At 63.9% G+C, this 16,910-nt stretch carries 15 protein-coding genes and 2 rRNA genes (1 of these 17 running past the window's edge); 4 read left to right on the top strand and 13 right to left on the bottom strand.

Going from position 1 to position 16,910, the window contains the following annotated elements; all coding sequences use genetic code 11:
• Nucleotides 1-110: 110 nt before the first annotated feature.
• The 3 genes from HGI30_RS02895 (at nt 111) to HGI30_RS02885 (ending at nt 2,240) form a co-directional block, all read left to right on the top strand.
• Nucleotides 111-827 carry a response regulator transcription factor gene (locus tag HGI30_RS02895; protein WP_168906312.1) on the top strand — a complete coding sequence of 239 codons (717 nt, stop codon included), beginning with the start codon at nt 111-113 and terminating at the stop codon, nt 825-827.
• Nucleotides 824-1,996, top strand: coding sequence for a sensor histidine kinase (locus tag HGI30_RS02890; RefSeq protein WP_168906311.1), 1,173 nt, complete (start codon nt 824-826; stop codon nt 1,994-1,996). Before HGI30_RS02895 ends, HGI30_RS02890 begins: the two co-directional genes overlap by 4 nt.
• An 85-nt stretch (nt 1,997-2,081) precedes the next feature.
• Nucleotides 2,082-2,240, top strand: coding sequence for a hypothetical protein (locus HGI30_RS02885; RefSeq protein ID WP_168906310.1), 159 nt, complete (start codon nt 2,082-2,084; stop codon nt 2,238-2,240).
• Nucleotides 2,241-2,361: 121 nt separating this feature from the next.
• On the opposite strand, the gene HGI30_RS02880 is transcribed toward HGI30_RS02885, so the two are convergent.
• The 4 genes from HGI30_RS02880 to HGI30_RS02865 all read right to left on the bottom strand — a co-directional run bounded on the left by HGI30_RS02880 (nt 2,362) and on the right by HGI30_RS02865 (nt 6,897).
• Nucleotides 2,362-3,726 carry an LLM class flavin-dependent oxidoreductase gene (locus HGI30_RS02880; protein WP_168906309.1) on the bottom strand — a complete coding sequence of 455 codons (1,365 nt, stop codon included), beginning with the start codon at nt 3,724-3,726 and terminating at the stop codon, nt 2,362-2,364.
• Nucleotides 3,727-3,792: 66 nt separating this feature from the next.
• The gene (locus HGI30_RS02875) at nt 3,793-4,725 is read right to left on the bottom strand and encodes an ABC transporter permease (protein ID WP_168906308.1); all 933 of its coding nucleotides are present in this window, start codon (nt 4,723-4,725) and stop codon (nt 3,793-3,795) included.
• A 118-nt stretch (nt 4,726-4,843) separates the two neighbouring features.
• Nucleotides 4,844-5,761: an ABC transporter ATP-binding protein gene (locus tag HGI30_RS02870; RefSeq protein ID WP_235680299.1), complete on the bottom strand. Its 918-nt coding sequence runs from the start codon at nt 5,759-5,761 to the stop codon at nt 4,844-4,846.
• 26 nt (nt 5,762-5,787) lie between these two features.
• Nucleotides 5,788-6,897: an ABC transporter substrate-binding protein gene (locus HGI30_RS02865; protein WP_328805228.1), complete on the bottom strand. Its 1,110-nt coding sequence runs from the start codon at nt 6,895-6,897 to the stop codon at nt 5,788-5,790.
• Nucleotides 6,898-7,249: 352 nt separating this feature from the next.
• On the opposite strand from HGI30_RS02865, the gene HGI30_RS02860 reads away from it, so the two are divergent.
• On the top strand, nt 7,250-7,423 hold the full coding sequence (locus tag HGI30_RS02860) for a hypothetical protein (protein WP_168906307.1): 174 nt from the start codon (nt 7,250-7,252) through the stop codon (nt 7,421-7,423).
• Between the two features lie 133 nt (nt 7,424-7,556).
• On the opposite strand, the gene HGI30_RS02855 is transcribed toward HGI30_RS02860, so the two are convergent.
• From HGI30_RS02855 to HGI30_RS02815, 9 genes are all read right to left on the bottom strand, one after another.
• Nucleotides 7,557-8,087 (bottom strand): antibiotic biosynthesis monooxygenase, encoded by a 531-nt coding sequence (locus tag HGI30_RS02855; protein WP_168906306.1) that lies wholly within the window; start codon nt 8,085-8,087, stop codon nt 7,557-7,559.
• A 174-nt stretch (nt 8,088-8,261) separates the two neighbouring features.
• Entirely contained in the window at nt 8,262-10,724 is a 2,463-nt protein-coding gene (gene clpC, locus HGI30_RS02850; RefSeq protein WP_168906305.1) for an ATP-dependent protease ATP-binding subunit ClpC, read from the bottom strand.
• A complete protein-coding gene (locus HGI30_RS02845; RefSeq protein WP_168906304.1) occupies nt 10,721-11,806 on the bottom strand; it encodes a protein-arginine kinase McsB in 1,086 nt (361 codons plus the stop codon). The genes clpC and HGI30_RS02845 overlap by 4 nt, the downstream gene beginning before the upstream one ends.
• A gap of 52 nt (nt 11,807-11,858) precedes the next feature.
• Nucleotides 11,859-12,392 (bottom strand): protein-arginine kinase activator protein McsA, encoded by a 534-nt coding sequence (locus HGI30_RS02840; protein WP_168906303.1) that lies wholly within the window; start codon nt 12,390-12,392, stop codon nt 11,859-11,861.
• A gap of 24 nt (nt 12,393-12,416) precedes the next feature.
• Nucleotides 12,417-12,881 (bottom strand): CtsR family transcriptional regulator, encoded by a 465-nt coding sequence (locus HGI30_RS02835; RefSeq protein WP_168906302.1) that lies wholly within the window; start codon nt 12,879-12,881, stop codon nt 12,417-12,419.
• A gap of 314 nt (nt 12,882-13,195) precedes the next feature.
• Nucleotides 13,196-14,452 carry a GNAT family N-acetyltransferase gene (locus HGI30_RS02830; RefSeq protein WP_168906301.1) on the bottom strand — a complete coding sequence of 419 codons (1,257 nt, stop codon included), beginning with the start codon at nt 14,450-14,452 and terminating at the stop codon, nt 13,196-13,198.
• A 191-nt stretch (nt 14,453-14,643) separates the two neighbouring features.
• Nucleotides 14,644-15,747 (bottom strand): threonine aldolase family protein, encoded by a 1,104-nt coding sequence (locus HGI30_RS02825; protein WP_168906300.1) that lies wholly within the window; start codon nt 15,745-15,747, stop codon nt 14,644-14,646.
• A 164-nt stretch (nt 15,748-15,911) separates the two neighbouring features.
• Nucleotides 15,912-16,028: ribosomal RNA gene (gene rrf, locus HGI30_RS02820) — 5S ribosomal RNA — on the bottom strand.
• Between the two features lie 85 nt (nt 16,029-16,113).
• Nucleotides 16,114-16,910 (bottom strand): 23S ribosomal RNA (locus HGI30_RS02815); it runs 2,133 nt beyond the window's last position.

The raw sequence follows: 16,910 nt of genomic DNA, 5'->3' as shown, positions 1-16,910 counted from the left end.
AGACGTATCCTTCAAAGTTTACCATTTCGAGCCTCTTCCATAAAGGCGAACGGGCAAAAAACCTGATCGCGCCGGCAGAAGGCCTACAACGGAAAGGAAGTCGAACGCCTGTGAACGAGCAAACGGTGCTGATGGTCGACGACGAGGCCGAGATCATCAAGCTCATCAGCCTTTATCTCCAGTCGGAGAAAGTGCGCCTGCGTACCGCCGCGAGCGGGGAGGAAGCGCTGGCGATCATCGAGAGCGAGCCGATCGACCTCGTCGTGCTGGACATCATGATGCCCGGCGTCAGCGGCATCGAGGTCTGCCTCGCCATCCGCGAGCGCCGGCAGATGCCGATCATCTTCCTATCGGCCAAAAGCGAGGAGATCGACAAGATCCACGGCCTCAGCGTCGGCGCGGACGACTACGTGACCAAGCCGTTCAGCCCGCTCGAGCTCGTCGCGCGCATCAAGAGCCAGCTGCGGCGCTATGCGGCCCTCCGCCCGGCCGCACCTGGAGCGGCGGCGATGCCGTCCTCGGTGCTCCGCCACGACGGCATCGCGCTGGATACGCTGACGCGAGAGGTGACCGTCGAGGACGCGGAGATCCGCCTGACACCGCGGGAATTCAGCATCCTCGAGCTGCTGCTGCGCCACCCCGGCCGCGTCTACAGCATGGAGCAGCTGTACGAGCTGGTCTGGCAGGAGCCGTTTTACGAGTCGGCCAACACCGTGATGGTGCACATCCGCAAGCTGCGCGAGAAGATCGAGGAGAATCCGCGTCAGCCCCGCTACATCAAGACTGTCTGGGGCGTCGGCTACAAGCTGGAGAAGCTCGGCCGATGATGACCCGCATGCTGCAGACGTTCCTGTGGAAGCTGCTGCTGCGCTTCGCGCTCAGCCTGGCGGCGATGGCCGCGCTCGTCTGGCTCGGCTACTTCCTCTCGGAGCTGCTGCTGCGCTACAATCCGAGCCGCTCCTTTCCTCTTACCCGCCTGCTCGTCGCCGCCATCAACGGAATCGGATCGCTGCCGATCATGCTCGCCGCCGGGACCGCGCTGTTCCTCGGCTTGTTCTTCTGGATGTCGCGGCGCTTCCTCCAGCGGTTCGACGCCATTACGGAGGGGCTGCAGCAGATCGCCGGCGGCAACCTGGCGCATCGCATCGAGGACGGCAGCGCCGACGAGCTCGGAGCCGTCTCCCGCAGCGTCAACGAGATGGCCCGCCGGCTGGCGATCGCCCAGCAGGAGGAGCGCGCGGCCGTGCAGGCCAAGAACGACCTCATCACCGGCGTCTCGCATGACCTGCGCACCCCGCTCACATCGATTCTCGGCTTCCTCGAATACATCCAGAAGGACCGCTATCGCGACGAGCTGGAGCTGCGCCAGTATGTCGACATCGCCTACGACAAGGCGCTCGCGCTGCGCAAGCTGATCGACGATCTGTTCGAGTATACGCGCGTCGCCGGCGGAGGCCTGCCGCTGCAGACGGAGCCGGTCGACCTGAATCCGTTCCTCGGCCAGCTTGCCGACGAGTACGAGCCGCTGCTGGAGGAGGCCGGCCTGACCTGCCGGGTCCATCCCTCCGATCCGCCGCTGCTCGCCCAGGCCGATCCGGAGCTGCTGCTGCGCGTGTTCGAAAATCTGCTGACCAACGCCATCCGCTACGGGGCGTCCGGCGGCGCGGTCGATATTTATGTACGTCCGGCAGCCGGATCGGCTTCGCCGGATGCAGAAGAGGATGCCGTGCAGGCGCCGCAGCCATCGCCGCCGAGCGGGAACGAGGCCGCGATGGCTGAAGTCGTCTTTCGCAATTACGGAGAGCCGATCCCTCCGAGCCACCTGCCGCGGCTGTTCGACCGCTTCTATCGCGTCGACGCCTCGCGCTCGCGGCAGACCGGCGGCAGCGGCCTCGGCCTTGCCATCGTCAAAAGCATCGTCGATCTGCACGGCGGAGCGATCGAGGTCAGCAGCTCGAAGCGCAAGACCGAATTCGTCGTGCGCCTGCCGCTTTAAGAATTTCCTAAGAACTTCAAAAGCCTCCCGTTAAGAAGCGCCGATTAGACTACCTCTATCGACTTCTTCCCGGGAGGTTTTCTGCATGCAAGTATTCCTGCTCTTGAGCGCCATCCTGCTCGGAGTCGGCGCGGCGCTGCAGCTGCGCAGCCGGCGCCGCCCGCTCAAGGCCGGCCTGCTCTGGGCCGCCGTCGCCGCCGCGCAGCTGCTCGGAGCCTTGTCTCCGCTGTGGCTGGCGGGCTGACGCCAGAAGCCGGATGGCGGATGGATGGCGAATGGCGAATGGATGGCGAATGGCTAATTCCCGGACAACGCCAAAAGGCTGGACAGGGAGCTCCATCGTCATGGAACTCCCCGCCCAGCCCTCAGCCCGCGGTCGCGCTGCTGCCGGCCGGCTTGGCGGCGAAGCCGTTGTCCGGCCTTCTCAGGCCGAGGCGGTCGCGCAGCGTCTTGCCCTCGTACTCCGTCCGGAACAGGCCCCGACGCTGCAGCTCCGGCACGACGAGGTCGACGAAATCCTCGAGCCCGCCCGGCAAATACGGCGGCATGATGTTGAAGCCGTCCGCCGCTCCGTTCTCAAACCATTCCTGGAGCTGGTCGGCGATCTGAGTCGGGGTGCCGAGAATCTCGCGATGGCCGCGCGCTCCGGCGACGCGCTGATACAGCTGGCGGATCGTCAGCCCTTCGCGGTCGGCGAGGCTCTGCAGCAGCTGGAAGCGGCTCTTGCCGCCGTTCACCTGCTCCAGCTGGGGCAGCTGAGGCAGCGGCCCGTCGACCGGGTAGGGGCTCAGGTCGAAGCTAATGAGACCCGACAGCAGCGCGACGCCCGCCTCGACCGGGATCAGCTCCTCGAACCGGGCTTTCTTCTCCCGGGCTTCCTCCTCCGTGCGGCCGATGATCGGAAAGACGCCCGGCATGATCTTCAAATCCGCCGGCTGCCGTCCGTAGCGGGCGAGCCGTCCTTTCACGTCGCGGTAAAACGCCTGCGCCTCCTCCAGCGTCTGCCAGGCGGTGAAGATGACCTCGGCCGTACGGGCGGCCAGCTCCTTGCCCGGCTCCGAAGCGCCTGCCTGGATGACGACGGGATGGCCCTGCGGCGGGCGGGCGACGTTGAGCGGCCCCTGCACCTGGAACCATTTCCCTTGATGGTCGGTCCGATGGATTTTGGAGCGGTCGGCGAACCGCGCTCCTTCCTTGTCCGCGAGCAGCGCGCCGTCCTCCCAGCCGTCCCACAGCCGCCGGACGACGTCGACGAACTCCTCGGCCCGCTCGTAGCGCAGCTCATGCAGCAGATGCTTGTCGCGGCTGAAGTTGCGCGCCTCGTCCTCCGTGTTGCTGGTCACCACGTTCCAAGCCGCCCGACCTTCGCTGATGTAGTCGAGCGAGGCGAACTTGCGCGCGACGTGGAAAGGCTCGTTGTAGGTCGTCGACACGGTGCCCGCAAGCCCCACATGCTCCGTATCCGCCGCCAGCGCCGACAGCAGCGTCAGCGGCTCCAGCCGCACCTGCACCGCCTGCTCCAGCGCCTGCGGAAAGCGCTCATGGACGGCGTAGCCGTCCGCCAGGAACACCATGTCGAACTTGCCCCGCTCCGCCGTCTTCGCCGCCTGGCGGTAGAAGCCGTAGTCCAGCACGCCCTCGGCGTTGCTGTGCTCGTATCTCCATGATGCGACATGATGGCCCGGAATCATCAGGAATGCGCCGAGGCGCAGCTTCTCTTTTCTCGCCATATCGATCGTTCCTCCTCGTTTGGTCCGCCTGTGTCCCGACATGCCGCGGCGCTTAAGCGCTCCCTGTCAACGCTCGGCGTTCGCCTTCCAGCCGGAGAACCGGCGCTCCAGCAGCACCAGCCCTTGGTTGATGAGCAGGCCGAGCGCGGAGATGGTCAGGATGCCGGCGTACATCTCGGGAATTTGGAAGTTGTACTGCGTGTAGTTGATGAAGTAGCCGAGCCCGGCTTTGGCTCCGACCATTTCGGCCGCGATCAGCACGAGGATGGACGATGCGCCCGCGAGCCGAATGCCGGTGAACACCGACGGCAGCGACGCCGGCAGGATGACCTTATAGAACAGCTTGAACGGCGGCAGCCCGAGCGAGCGCGCCGACTTGACGAGCAGCGGATCGACGCCGCGCACGCCGCTGACGGTATTCAGCAGGATCGGCCAGGTGCAGGCGAACAGCACGATCGAGACCTTCGACGTTTCTCCGATGCCGAGGATCAGGATGAAGACGGGCAGCAGCGCCAGCGCCGCCGTGTTGCGAAAAAGCTCCAGCACAGGCCCGAGCAGCGCCGCCGCCGTCCGGGAGTAGCCGATCGCAAGTCCGAGCGGGATCGCGATCGCCACTGCCAGCAGCAGCCCGCCGAGCGACCGGGCGATGCTCGCCTGGAAGTTTTCCAGCAGCGATCCCGAGACCGCCAGCTCTCCCCATGCCCGCAGCACCTCCGACAGCGGAGGCAGGAACGTCGCGTCCACCAGGCCGAGGCGGGGAGCCGTCTCCCAGACGAGAGCCAGCGCGAGGATCGCCGCCGACCCCCGCAGCGCTTTCGCGCCCGCCTTGCCGATTGTCCATGCCGCCGATCGGCGCGGCGCTGCCGCTGGCCGAGCCGCCCCAACCGCGGACGCGGCCCAACCGGCCGCCGCTGCTTCCCTGACCGGAGCCGATCCGGCTTCCGACGCTGTTCCCGATCGGGACGGAATGCCTCTTGCCGCCGCCTTGTTCACGCTCATCTCCATCGCTCTCCCTTCGCTTGTCGGCGCGTCCGCGAGGTCCGCGCCCGATCCCCATCTTCATCGCCCGTCCGGCCGATCCGCTCCAAGCCGTCGGCGCTCCCCGCCGCGCGAACGGTTAACGGACGGCGCGCCCGCCTGCCGCCGAGGGAACCGCCTGCGTCTGCGATAGCCGCACCTCCTCGCGCAGCTCGTTCCAAATCTCATGGCGGAGCTCCCCGAAAGCCGCCGCGGAGCGCACGTCCTCTTCCTCGGAGCGGCGTCCCAGCGGTATGTCGACGATTCGCTTGATGCGTCCCGGCCGCGCCGTCATCACCGCGACGCGCTGGCCGAGATAGACCGCCTCGTCGATGCCGTGCGTGATGAACAGGATCGTCTTGCCCGTCTGCTCCCAGATGCGGAGCAGCTCCGCCTGCAAGCTCTCCCGCGTCTGCGCGTCGAGCGCCGCAAACGGCTCATCCATGAGCAGCACCTCAGGATCGAAGGCGAGGCTGCGCGCGATCGCCACCCGCTGCTTCATGCCGCCGGACAGCTCGTGCGGATAGCGGCCCTCGAAGCCGCTCAAGCCGACGAGCGCCAAATAATGTCGGGCCAGCTCGCGCCGCTCCCTGGCGCCGATTCCTTTCGCCTCCAGACCGAACTCGATGTTCGCCTGCGCGGTCCTCCATGGGAACAGCGCATATTGCTGGAAGACGATGCCGCGGTCCATGCCCGGTCCCGTCACGGGCCGTCCGTCCAGCAGGATCTGCCCCGACGTCGGACGGGACAGGCCGGCGAGCAGGTCGAGCAGCGTGGACTTGCCGCAGCCGCTCGGTCCGACGACCGCCATGAACTCTCCCGGACGCACGTCGAGATCGAGGCCGTCCACGGCCGTGAATTCCTTGACCTCCTTGCCCTCGCGCACGCGGAACCGCTTCGTCACGTCCTGGAACCGGATTTTGGCCGCTTCCCCTTTCGCCCCCGTCGCCGCCTCCGGACGACCTGCCGCCCTCCGGGCTGTTTCCGTCAAGCCGCTGCCCCGCTCTCCCATGCTCATCCCGCTCCTCTCCCGCTTTGCCTCGCTTACTTGCCGGCCTTCCGATCTTCCTCCGCAAAAGGATTGAACTCGTTGGTGAAGAGCTCCTCCAGCTTCACGCCCGCCGCCTTTTCGTCGCCGCTCTCTTCCAGCCACTGGCGCCAGATTTCGAATTCCTCCGGACGGATCGCGCCGCCCTTGCCGGCGACGCTCGTCGACTTCCAGAACTTCAGGTTGTCTCCGCTTTCCTCCCGGCCGCGCTTGGCCACGATGTCCTGAGCGCGCTGGATGACCGTCTCCCTCGGCTGCGTGCGCGCCCATTCGATCGCTTTGGCCGTTCCCTCGACGAACTTGCGCACCGTATTCGGATTCTTCTCGATGAACGTTTTCGTAAACACGATCGTGCCCGCGCTCTGCGCCCCGAACAGCTCATAATCGCTGAACAGCTTGCGTATGCCGCCCCGCTCCAGCGCACGCTCCCGCAGGATGCCGCCAAGCACGGCGACGTCGATCTGACCGGCGCGCAGCGACTGTTCCGTATTGACCGGCGGCAGCGCGACGAGCGTCACCTGCTTGATCTCGTCTTCGCTCAGCCCTCCGCGCTTCAAGTATTCCTTGAGCACGAACTCGGCATGGGCGCCGATCGTATTCATGCCGACCTTCTTGCCGATCAGGTCGCGAGCGCTCTGGATCGGACTGCCCTCCAGCACGAAGTACCCGTTGTAGGTCAGCTCATCCATGCCGTAGTAGCTGATGACCGAGCGGATCGGCGCACCGGCCGAGATCAGCTTGATGATCGCGCCGTTGAAAGCCCCTCCGAAATCGGACTGGCCCGTCGCCGCCGTCTGGATATCCTGTGGGCCGCTCGTCGTATTGCCGATCCACTTGAGCTTGACCGGGGCGAGATAGCCGAGATCCTCGGCCAGCTCCGGAAACGTCACCGCTCCGACCGATCCCTGGTACCTCAGCTCCAGCGTCTCCGGCTCGCCGTCCTGTCCGGAAGCGGTTGCCGTCTTGGGCTCATTGCCGCTGCCGCAGCCCGCCAGCAGCACCGCGGCCGACAGCACGGTCGCCAGCGCGACAGCCGTGCGGCTCCTCCTGCGGCTATGGCTCGCGGACGATTGTCCCCGGGCCGCTACGTTCCATTGCATCTGCATCTGCTCCATCTCCATACCCCTCTCTTGGCAAGGCCGGCCGGAAACGGCAGAAGCCTCCACGGCGCATGGCCACATGAAGCCGCTACGTCCGGGAGACCTCCTCAGCATAGGGTCGGCTCCTTTTCCAGGAAGCAAAAAAGACGCATAGCAGCAGGGCACATGGCGCTGCAGGCTTGCGTCTCCGGTTGCTCCGGTCGATTGTATATAATTCCTATATATTTACTATGAAAAGAATCATAGCATCGCTCCCGCGATCCGTCAATACGAATATTTCGCTTTCGAATGGGCGATGCTGAAAGCAAATACCCGCTCCGCCGTCCCGGCCGGAAGCGGAACCGGGAGGATTGCGCTCATGCCGCTTATGTCCGATCTGCTCCAGCTCGCCCTTATCGCTCTTGCTCTTCTTTTCACCGGCCTGGTGCTTCACTGCATCCGCAAAGGCGTCCTGCGCCAACGCTACGCCCTGCTCTGGCTCAGCATCAGCGGCGGCTTCCTCGGCATGCTGGCGCTGCCGTTCCTCGTCTAGGCGAAAACGAGCCTGCACGCCTCGTCATCGGCTGCAAATGAAAAGGCCGCCTCCTTTCCTTGGAAGGAAAGAGGGCGGCCTTTTTCTCGCAGCCTGAATGCATGCGGAGCCAGCTTGAAGCTGCCGAGCAGTCTTAAAGCGAATCCGGCTTCAGCGCGAACAGCACTTCGTGCACGGACAGCTTCGCTCCCAGCATGAGCGAGCGCGGATCCGGTCCCGCCGCCTCGCTACCATGCCTGCCGGCTCCAGCCGCTTCCGAGCCTCCGCTCGCAGGATGGCCGCCGTCGCCGACAGAGCCGCCGGATCCCTCCGCCGCATCGGCCGCCGTTTCCGCACCGACCGGGTTGCCGTCCATCGCCGTGCCGCCCATCGGCTGCGCCGGATCGGCCGGCGCCTCGCCCTCCGCTCGCGCGGCTGCCGGCTCCGGCGCTCGCCGCGCATGAGCCTGCTTGAACGAGTCGCTCGCCACCCAGCCGTCGAAGCTCTCCTTGTCCTGCCAATGCGTCACGACCTTGAGCTCGTCCGCTTCCTCGGCGCGAGCGAGCAGCAGCTCCATGCCGATGAAGCCGGGCATCGACTGTACGCCCCGCGCCTGCTTAAACCGCTCGGATACCTGCTCCCCGTACCCGCTTTTGATCTGAATCGTATTCGTCACCACGATCATCGTCCATCTCTCCTTTTCCGTCTGTTCCTTGCTGCATCCCTACTCCTTACCCATCAGCCCGGCCAAGCCAAAAGCCCCCGACCCGAAAAAGGGGCCGGGGGCTTTCCGCAAGAGCCTCTCGCGCCAGGAGCGGATGGAAGATCCTCGCCTGACGCCGCCCTTGATGCCGTCCGCTTACTTGGCGGCCGGCTCCTCCTCCGGCAGCTTATGCTCCGGATGAGGCTTGACGGTTAGTCCGCCATCCTCCTCGTCGATGACGAGCATGTAGCCTTTTTTGATCGTGCCCATCAGCAGCTCCTCGGACAGACGGTCCTCGATGTGCTTCTGGATGGCGCGGCGCAGCGGACGGGCGCCGTACGCCGGATCGAAGCCTTCCTTGGCGAGGAATTCCTTCGCCTTGTCGGTCAGCTCGAAGTCCACCTCCTGCTCCCGCAGCCGCTTGCGCAGGTCGTCGGACATGAGCGTCACGATCTGGGCGATATGCTCCTGCTCCAGCGAGTGGAACACGATCGTCTCGTCGATCCGGTTGAGGAACTCCGGACGGAAGCTCTTCTTGAGCTCGCCCATCACTTTGTCCCTCATCTGGTTGAACTCGCGGCCCGCGTCGTGGCTGGCCGTGAAGCCGAGCGTCGAGTTGCGCTTGATCTGATCGGCGCCGACGTTGGACGTCATGATGATGAGCGTGTTGCGGAAGTCGACGACACGGCCCTTGGAGTCCGTCAGACGGCCGTCCTCAAGCACCTGCAGCAGGATGTTGAACACTTCCGGATGCGCCTTCTCGATCTCGTCGAGCAGGACGACGGAGTACGGCTTGCGGCGCACCTTCTCGGTCAGCTGGCCGCCCTCTTCGTACCCGACGTAGCCCGGAGGCGCTCCGACCAGGCGCGAGGTCGAATGCTTCTCCATGTACTCCGACATGTCGATGCGGATGACGGCGTTCTCGTCGCCGAACATCGCTTCGGCCAGCGCGCGGGCGAGCTCCGTCTTGCCGACGCCCGTCGGGCCGAGGAAGATGAAGCTGCCCATCGGCCGCTTCGGATCCTTGAGGCCGGCGCGCGAGCGGCGCACGGCGCGGGACACCGCTTTGACCGCATCGGACTGCCCGATGACGCGGTCATGCAGAATTTCTTCCATCTTGAGCAGGCGCTGCGTCTCCTCCTCCGCCAGCTTGACGACGGGGATGCCGGTCCAGCCGGCGACGACCTGCGCGATATCGTCCGGCGTCACCTCGGAATCGGTGCGCCCCTGCTTTTCCTTCCAGCTGTTCTTCGTCGTGTCGAGCTCTTCCCGGATCTTCTGCTCCGTATCGCGCAGGGCGGCCGCTTTCTCGAACTCCTGGCTCTGCACGGCCGCGTCCTTCTCCTTGCGCACTTCGTCCAGCCGGCCTTCGAGCTGCTTGAGATCCGGCGGAATCGTGTACGTGTGAAGCCTTACCTTGGAGCTGGCCTCGTCGATCAGGTCGATCGCCTTGTCCGGCAGGAAGCGGTCCGTGATGTAGCGGTCCGACAGCTTGACAGCCGCCTCGATCGCCTCGTCGGTGATCTTCACGCGGTGATGCGCCTCGTAGCGGTCGCGCAGGCCGTGCAGGATCTGGATCGCCTCATCCGGCGTCGGCTGGTCGACCGTGATCGGCTGGAAGCGGCGCTCGAGCGCGGCGTCCTTCTCGATGTACTTGCGGTATTCGTCCAGCGTCGTGGCGCCGATGCACTGCAGCTCGCCGCGCGCCAGCGCCGGCTTGAGGATGTTGGAGGCGTCGATCGCACCCTCCGCGCCGCCTGCGCCGATGAGCGTATGCAGCTCGTCGATAAACAGCACGATATTGCCGGCCTGGCGGATCTCATCCATGATCTTCTTGAGCCGGTCCTCGAACTCGCCGCGGTATTTCGTGCCCGCCACGACGGAGCCCATGTCGAGCGTCATGACGCGCTTGTCGCGCAGCGTCTCGGGAATTTCGTTGGCCACGATCTTCTGGGCGAGGCCTTCGGCGATCGCGGTCTTGCCGACGCCCGGCTCGCCGATCAGCACGGGATTGTTCTTCGTGCGGCGGCTGAGCACCTGGATGACGCGCTCGATCTCCTTGCTGCGGCCGATGACCGGATCGAGGTTGTTCTCGCGGGCGGACGCCGTCAGGTCGCGCGCCAGGCCGTCAAGCGTCGGGGTGCTCACGTTGGCCGGAGCGCCGTGGTTGCTGGAGACGGCCTCGCTGCTGCCGAGCAGCTGGAGCACCTGCTGGCGCGCCTTGTTGAGACTGATGCCGAGGTTGTTGAGCACGCGCGCGGCGACGCCCTCGCCCTCGCGGATCAGGCCGAGCAGGATATGCTCCGTCCCGACATACGTATGGCCGAGCTTGCGGGCTTCGTCCATCGACAGCTCGATGACCTTCTTGGCGCGCGGCGTATAAGCGATGTTGCTCGGCTGCTCCTGGCCGCGTCCGATGAGCGACTCCACCTCGTCCTGGATCTTCTCGAGCCCGAGGCCGAGCGCGATCAGCGCCTTGGCGGCGATGCCCTCGCCCTCGCGGATCAGTCCGAGCAGGATGTGCTCCGTTCCGATATTGTTATGTCCAAGCCGCACCGCCTCTTCCTGGGCCAGTGCAAGCACCTTCTGCGCGCGTTCCGTGAATCGTCCAAACATCATTCGTAAGCACCTCCGTCTTGGGATCGGGATGCCAGCTGCCCGCGGATGAGCTCCGCGCGCCGCATGTCCCGCTGCTCCGTATTCATCTTTTCCTCGAATGCCTGCTGCAGAAAGCCGGGTTGCGTCATGACCATCAACTCATTCATAACCTGCGGGGATACGTGGCCAATCAGGCCCAGGTCGATGCCGAGCCGCACGTCCGACAGGCGCTGCGCGGATTCCTTGGAATCCATGATCGCCGCATGCGACAGGATGCCGTAGGAGCGCTTCACGCGATCCTCCAGGCGAAGCCGGGACTCCTGGAGCAGCCGTTGCCTCGCCGCCTTTTCATGCTCGATGATCTGGCGCACGACGCCGTGCAGGTTGTCGATGATCTCGTCCTCCGACTGGCCGAGCGTGATCTGGTTCGAAATCTGGAACAGATTGCCCAGCGCCTCGCTGCCTTCCCCGTACAGCCCCCGCACCGCCAGGCCGACCTGCGTGATCGCCGACAGGATGCGGTTGATCTGCTGCGTCATGACCAGCGCCGGCAGATGCATCATGACGGACGCCCGGATGCCCGTGCCGACGTTCGTGGGACAACTGGTCAAGAAGCCGCGCTTCTCGTCGAAAGCATATTCCGTTGCCTCTTCATAGATGTCGTCGATCCGGCTGGCGAGCCGCCAAGCCTCCTGGACCTGAAAGCCCGGATATAGACATTGGATGCGAAGATGGTCTTCTTCGTTAATCATGATGCTGATCGCTTCGTTGTCGCTTACGACGACGGCTCCGGCTCGCGAATCGCCGGCCAGCGCCGGGCTGATCAGATGCTTCTCCACGAGCACTCGGCGCTCCAGCTCGCTCAGCTCGGCCAGATCCAGCGTCTCGAACGTGCCGACGGCATCCAGCTTTCCTTCCTTCGCGACTGCGGCCAGCTTGTTCTTCACGTCCGCCGCATGCTGGCCCGTAGCCAGAATCGGGAAGGGAAAGCCTTTGAGGTTGCGCGCAACCCGCACCCTGCTGCTGAAAACGATGTCGGAGTCCGGACCTTCGCCCTTCATCCATTCACTCAGCGCGTTCTGCGCGAAGCGGCTTGCTGCCACGTTCCCATCCTCCTCTCGATCTAGCGAATCCCGGATCGGCCTGCTTATCCGCTCAGTCGGGACTGGCGCCCTGAAGCTGCTTTTCCAGCAAACGGATCTCGTCCCGAAGCTTGGCTGCCGTCTCGAACTCTTCCTTCTGGATCGAGCTCTGCATCTCCTGCCGCAGTCGATCGATTTCGCGCCGGGTCTTGATGAGGCCGCCCGAGCGCTGCGGAATTTTGCCCACATGCGCCGTGCTGCCGTGCACCCGCTTGAACAGCGGATCGAGACGATCTCCGAAATGCTTGTAGCACGAGCTGCAGCCGAAGCGTCCGAGCTTCTTGAACTGGGGATAGGTCAGCCCGCATTCCTCGCACCGGAGCGGCTGGGCGGGCGCTTGCCCCTGCCCGCTGCCCTTGCCGGCCGGATCGAAGTCCATGAGCCCCGACAGAAGGCTGTGGATCGAAAAGCCGTTCGGCGCGCCGGGCAGCCCTTCTCCCCGTTCCCGGGCGCAAGTCTCGCAAATGTGGAACTCGTTCTTGTCCCCGTTGATGATTTTCGTAAAATGAAGCGTAGCCGGCCTTTTGCCGCATTCCTGACAAAGCATGCCGTCATCCCTCCTTGACGCTCCCTATTCCTTACCCAAAAGCGAGATCAGCATCGCCTTGAGCAGCCTGGCCCGAAGCTCGTCGCGCTGCGGCAGCTTGACCGCGATCGTCTCCCTGCATACGGCCGCACGCAGCAGATTGCCCTCTCGCCTGGAGATGATCGTCGCTTCCTCCAGCTGATAGATCAGGCCGTCCGCCGCATTCTGGTCGACATGCGAGCCGATCGTATGATGGATGTGGCCGTGGATCGCCTTCATCGCCGGCAGCTCGATGCGCTGGATGCGGATGTAGCCTCCGCCTCCTCGCTTGCTCTCGACGAGATAGCCCTTTTCGAGCGTGAACCGCGTGCTGATGACGTAATTGATCTGGGACGGCACGCAGGAAAACCGGTCCGCGAGCTCGTTGCGCTGGATCTCTACCGCGCCTTCGGGACTTTCCTGCAGCAGCTGCTTCAAGTGCTGCTCCAGGGCATCGGAAATATTTCGCATATCACCAACCTCCCTATGCCTGGCACCTGTACGTTAAAAAAATGGCGGTAAGCCAAAAAGCCAATGCCCGAATTGCATCCCTGTAGCATTCCCCTGAAAGCGTGACGAAACATCCGCTGGTACGAGAAAGCTTCGCCGGCTCTCCGGAAGCTTCCGGGAGGGCGAGACGCCGCAACTGACTTTGACTTTCTTTGACTTATAACTTAATTATACGCTTTTTTCCGGAGACGTCAAGCGCTCCATGAACCGACGCTGCGGCGATGCGGCTTGTCCCTTGCCTTTACCAGCTTGGGACAAGTCGCTCCGCTTTATACCTAGAAAAAGTCCATTAGATTCGGCAGCCGCGGCTCGATGCGCTCGGCCAGAGCGTTCAGCTCCGCCGACGGCCCCGTCAGGCCGCCTGCCGCCGACAGCTCCCGCGGCCCGGCGTAGCCGGTGAACAGCGCCGTCCAGCTGCCGATGCCGCCCCTCAGCGCGGTTGCCGCAGCGCTCCCGTCATGTACCGCAGCGCTCCCGGCATGCACTGCTGCGCTCTCGGCAGGTGTCGCCCCGCTGTCCGCCAACTGTCCGGAGAGCTTGCGCAGCGAGCCTTTTCCCTGTTCGTCGATCGTCAGCTCCCAGCTGCCGTCATTCCAGGGCGCATGCTCATCCTCCACGTTCAGCGTCCACGTCCTTGCGGGTCCAGGGAGGAACGGATAAGCATCCAGGAAAGCCTCCGCATCGACGATCCGAGCCATGAAGTATGGATGCACGCTCTGCTCGACGCGCGGATCCGGCAGCAGGAACGGCAGCGGGTCGCCTTTGTAGCTTTCGAACTGCACCTGGTCGATCATCGAGTCATGCTGGGCAAAAAAGGTCCACAGCCCTTCCCGCGCCTTCTCGCTCACGTAGACGAGCTCATGCACGGTCAGCTTGCGCTCCTTGACCTCGTACAGCGCATACCCTTCGGCCGCGCCGCCTTCGGAGCGGTAGATCGCCGCATGCCCCGGCTTGCGCCGCAGCACCGAGTCATCCCACCAGTCGGCCTCCCGCGAGAGCGCGATCTGAAAGCCGGCGGCATACGTCACATAGAGCTCCTGCAGCGTCTGCCGCACGTCCGGACGAACCGGATCGACCCGCTCGACGGAGCCCGGCACCAGCTTGCGCGGGGGCAGCTTGTCCTTCGGGATCGTGAACCGGATCCGGTCGGCACACAGCTCCCAGCCGAAGCGCCGGTAGAACCCGATGCTGAACGGAGCGAGCATCGACAGCGTCTGTCCCCGCTCCTTCATTTCTTCCAGCGATCGGCGCAGAAGCTGCGAGATATGACCCTTGCGCCGCTCTTCCGGCCAGCTCGCGACACCCGCGACACCGCCCATGGGAAATTTGCGTCCCTGCACGTACGCCGTCAAGGGCAGGACAAGGGTTTGCGAGCGGATCCGGCCTTCCTCTACCGCTACCCACAGCTGCTCGGGCTTGCGCGTACGATGGGCCCGCTCCAGCTCCTCCGGCGACATTTCATATTGAAAGGCGTACTGGCTCAGCTTCAGATGCTCGTCCATTTCCTCCGGCCGCAGCTTGCGTATTTCCATGCCAGCTCCTCCTTTTTCGGTCAACGTCCTGCTGCACGACGATCCTCGTTTAAATCCGGCTCTTGCGTACCGCTGCCTATGTAGGTCCGGTCACGGCATGTCGCCGGTTCCTTCGCCTCGGATGCCGCCGCGCAGCCTGCCTCCGTTACTTTGGCTCAGCCTCATCTCGCTGCTTGCCTCGCTGCTTTAGCTCATTCATCCCCGCAGCCTGCCTCCCGGAACAGCCGGTCCAGCAGGACCAGCGCCTGCTCCAGCTTTTCCGGCGGCAAATCCTCGTACCGGTCCCCGATCGACAGCTCGCTCGCGCAGCGATCGGCCGTCTTTTCTTGGACATATCCGACCAAAGCTACTCCCGTCTCCCGGGCGGCCTGCTCGAACAGCCGGGCCGCCTGCTCCGCCGGCAGCGCCGCATGGAGATGGAACATGTTTGATACGGGTGTCTCCGGCACGGTATGCAGCCCGGCGACTTCGTTCAGCCGGCGGGCCAGCTCTTTCGCGCCATCATAATATCGGCTCATTTTCGGCCGACGAAGGTCCAGGTAGTAGTCGGAGCTGACGATATAGGGATACAAGCTGATTAAATCTCCGCCATGCCGCCGTTTCCACACCTTGGCCTCGCCCGCGAGTCCCGCATCCCCGACCAGTACCGCTCCTGCGATACCTCCAAGACCTTTGTAGAAAGAGACATACACGCTGTCGAACAAGCGGCAGATTTCAGCCTCCGAACGCCCGTAGTACGGGACGATCTCGAATAGACGCGCTCCGTCCAGATGAAGCGGAATGCCTTTGTCCCGGCACCAGGCCGAGATCGCCTCCAGCTCCTCGAATGGCGGCAGCTGTCCGCCGATCTCCCGCTGCGGGAGCTCCAGCAGCAGGCAGCCGACCTCCCCCATCTGCTGGACGTCCTGCAGCGTGATGAGCCGATCCTCGCCTCCCAGCAGCACCGGCTGGATGCCGTGCAGCTCATGCAAGCCTCTTTCCTCATGAATCTCCAGATGGCACAGCGGATGGTAAGCTGCCTTGCGGATGCCCTTGCGGTCGCACCAGATCCGCAAGGCGATTTGCTGCGCCATCGTGCCGCTTGGGAAAAAGACTGCCGTTTCCTTGCCGAGCAGCTTCGCCATTTTCGTCTGGAACGCCTCGATTACTTCACCTTTGCCATACATATCGCTTGCCTGATCGCCGTCCACCTCTTCGAACGCCCGCAGCAGCAATCGCATCGAGCGCTTGCTGCTGCCGGTGACGATATGCTCGGCCTGAGCGAAGCTCTCTGCCAGGCCGTTCGTTATCCCCATGCCGATTCTCCTTTCGAATGGAACCCTTTATGCAGGTATACCAGAATCGGACGGGAAGAAGCAAGCGTAAAGGATTGCCTTCAAGGCATCCCCGAGAACGCCGCACCATGCCGAGCAAAGCAAAAAGCCGCCGCATCCGAAGATGCGGCGGCTCCTATGCACGTGCTTGGCGACGTCCTACTCTCCCAGGACCCTGCGGTCCAAGTACCATCGGCGCTGGAAGGCTTAACGGTCGTGTTCGGGATGGGTACGCGTGGTTCCCTTCCGCCATCGCCACCAAACGTCATGCGTGCTCAAGGCGTAGGCTTGCGCCCTGAAAACTGGATCGAACGAAATGCCGTGCTGACCGGCTGTGTCTTGCTTGAATAGGATAAGCCCTCGACCGATTAGTACTCGTCAGCTGCACACGTTGCCGCGCTTCCACCTCGAGCCTATCAACCTGGTCGTCTACCAGGGGTCTTACATACTGGGAAATCTCATCTTGAGGGGGGCTTCGCGCTTAGATGCTTTCAGCGCTTATCCCGTCCGTACGTAGCTACCCAGCGGTGCTCCTGGCGGAACAACTGGTACACCAGCGGTACGTCCATCCCGGTCCTCTCGTACTAAGGACAGCTCCTCTCAAATTTCCTGCGCCCACGACAGATAGGGACCGAACTGTCTCACGACGTTCTGAACCCAGCTCGCGTACCGCTTTAATGGGCGAACAGCCCAACCCTTGGGACCTACTTCAGCCCCAGGATGCGATGAGCCGACATCGAGGTGCCAAACCTCCCCGTCGATGTGGACTCTTGGGGGAGATAAGCCTGTTATCCCCAGGGTAGCTTTTATCCGTTGAGCGATGGCCCTTCCATTCGGTACCACCGGATCACTAAGCCCGACTTTCGTCCCTGCTCGACTTGTAGGTCTCGCAGTCAAGCTCCCTTATGCCTTTGCACGCTGCGAATGATTTCCAACCATTCTGAGGGAACCTTTGGGCGCCTCCGTTACATTTTAGGAGGCGACCGCCCCAGTCAAACTGCCCGCCTGACACGGTCCCTGCACCGGTTTCACGGTGCCAGGTTAGAACTCCGATACGATCAGGGTGGTATCCCAACGGCGCCTCCTCCGAAGCTGGCGCTCCGGATTCCTAGGCTCCCACCTATCCTGTACAGATCGTACCAAAG

Origin of the sequence: Paenibacillus albicereus, assembly GCF_012676905.1 — a bacterium.
GTDB classification, from domain to species: domain Bacteria; phylum Bacillota; class Bacilli; order Paenibacillales; family Paenibacillaceae; genus Paenibacillus_O; species Paenibacillus_O albicereus.
Note: the sequence above shows the minus strand (reverse complement) of the source record. Positions and strands in the feature narration are given on the sequence as shown.

Excerpts from the sequence above, each read along its gene's own strand:
- HGI30_RS02840 (WP_168906303.1), bottom strand. The coding sequence starts at position 12,392 with ATGCTTTGTCAGGAATGCGGCAAAAGGCCGGCTACGCTTCATTTTACG.
- HGI30_RS02870 (WP_235680299.1), bottom strand. The coding sequence starts at position 5,761 with ATGAGCATGGGAGAGCGGGGCAGCGGCTTGACGGAAACAGCCCGGAGG.
- HGI30_RS02865 (WP_328805228.1), bottom strand. The coding sequence starts at position 6,897 with ATGCAGATGCAATGGAACGTAGCGGCCCGGGGACAATCGTCCGCGAGC.
- HGI30_RS02875 (WP_168906308.1), bottom strand. The coding sequence starts at position 4,725 with ATGAGCGTGAACAAGGCGGCGGCAAGAGGCATTCCGTCCCGATCGGGA.
- HGI30_RS02825 (WP_168906300.1), bottom strand. The coding sequence starts at position 15,747 with ATGGGGATAACGAACGGCCTGGCAGAGAGCTTCGCTCAGGCCGAGCAT.
- clpC (WP_168906305.1), bottom strand. The coding sequence starts at position 10,724 with ATGATGTTTGGACGATTCACGGAACGCGCGCAGAAGGTGCTTGCACTG.
- HGI30_RS02890 (WP_168906311.1), top strand. The coding sequence starts at position 824 with ATGATGACCCGCATGCTGCAGACGTTCCTGTGGAAGCTGCTGCTGCGC.
- HGI30_RS02880 (WP_168906309.1), bottom strand. The coding sequence starts at position 3,726 with ATGGCGAGAAAAGAGAAGCTGCGCCTCGGCGCATTCCTGATGATTCCG.
- HGI30_RS02835 (WP_168906302.1), bottom strand. The coding sequence starts at position 12,881 with ATGCGAAATATTTCCGATGCCCTGGAGCAGCACTTGAAGCAGCTGCTG.
- HGI30_RS02885 (WP_168906310.1), top strand. The coding sequence starts at position 2,082 with ATGCAAGTATTCCTGCTCTTGAGCGCCATCCTGCTCGGAGTCGGCGCG.
- HGI30_RS02855 (WP_168906306.1), bottom strand. The coding sequence starts at position 8,087 with ATGATCGTGGTGACGAATACGATTCAGATCAAAAGCGGGTACGGGGAG.
- HGI30_RS02830 (WP_168906301.1), bottom strand. The coding sequence starts at position 14,452 with ATGGAAATACGCAAGCTGCGGCCGGAGGAAATGGACGAGCATCTGAAG.
- HGI30_RS02860 (WP_168906307.1), top strand. The coding sequence starts at position 7,250 with ATGCCGCTTATGTCCGATCTGCTCCAGCTCGCCCTTATCGCTCTTGCT.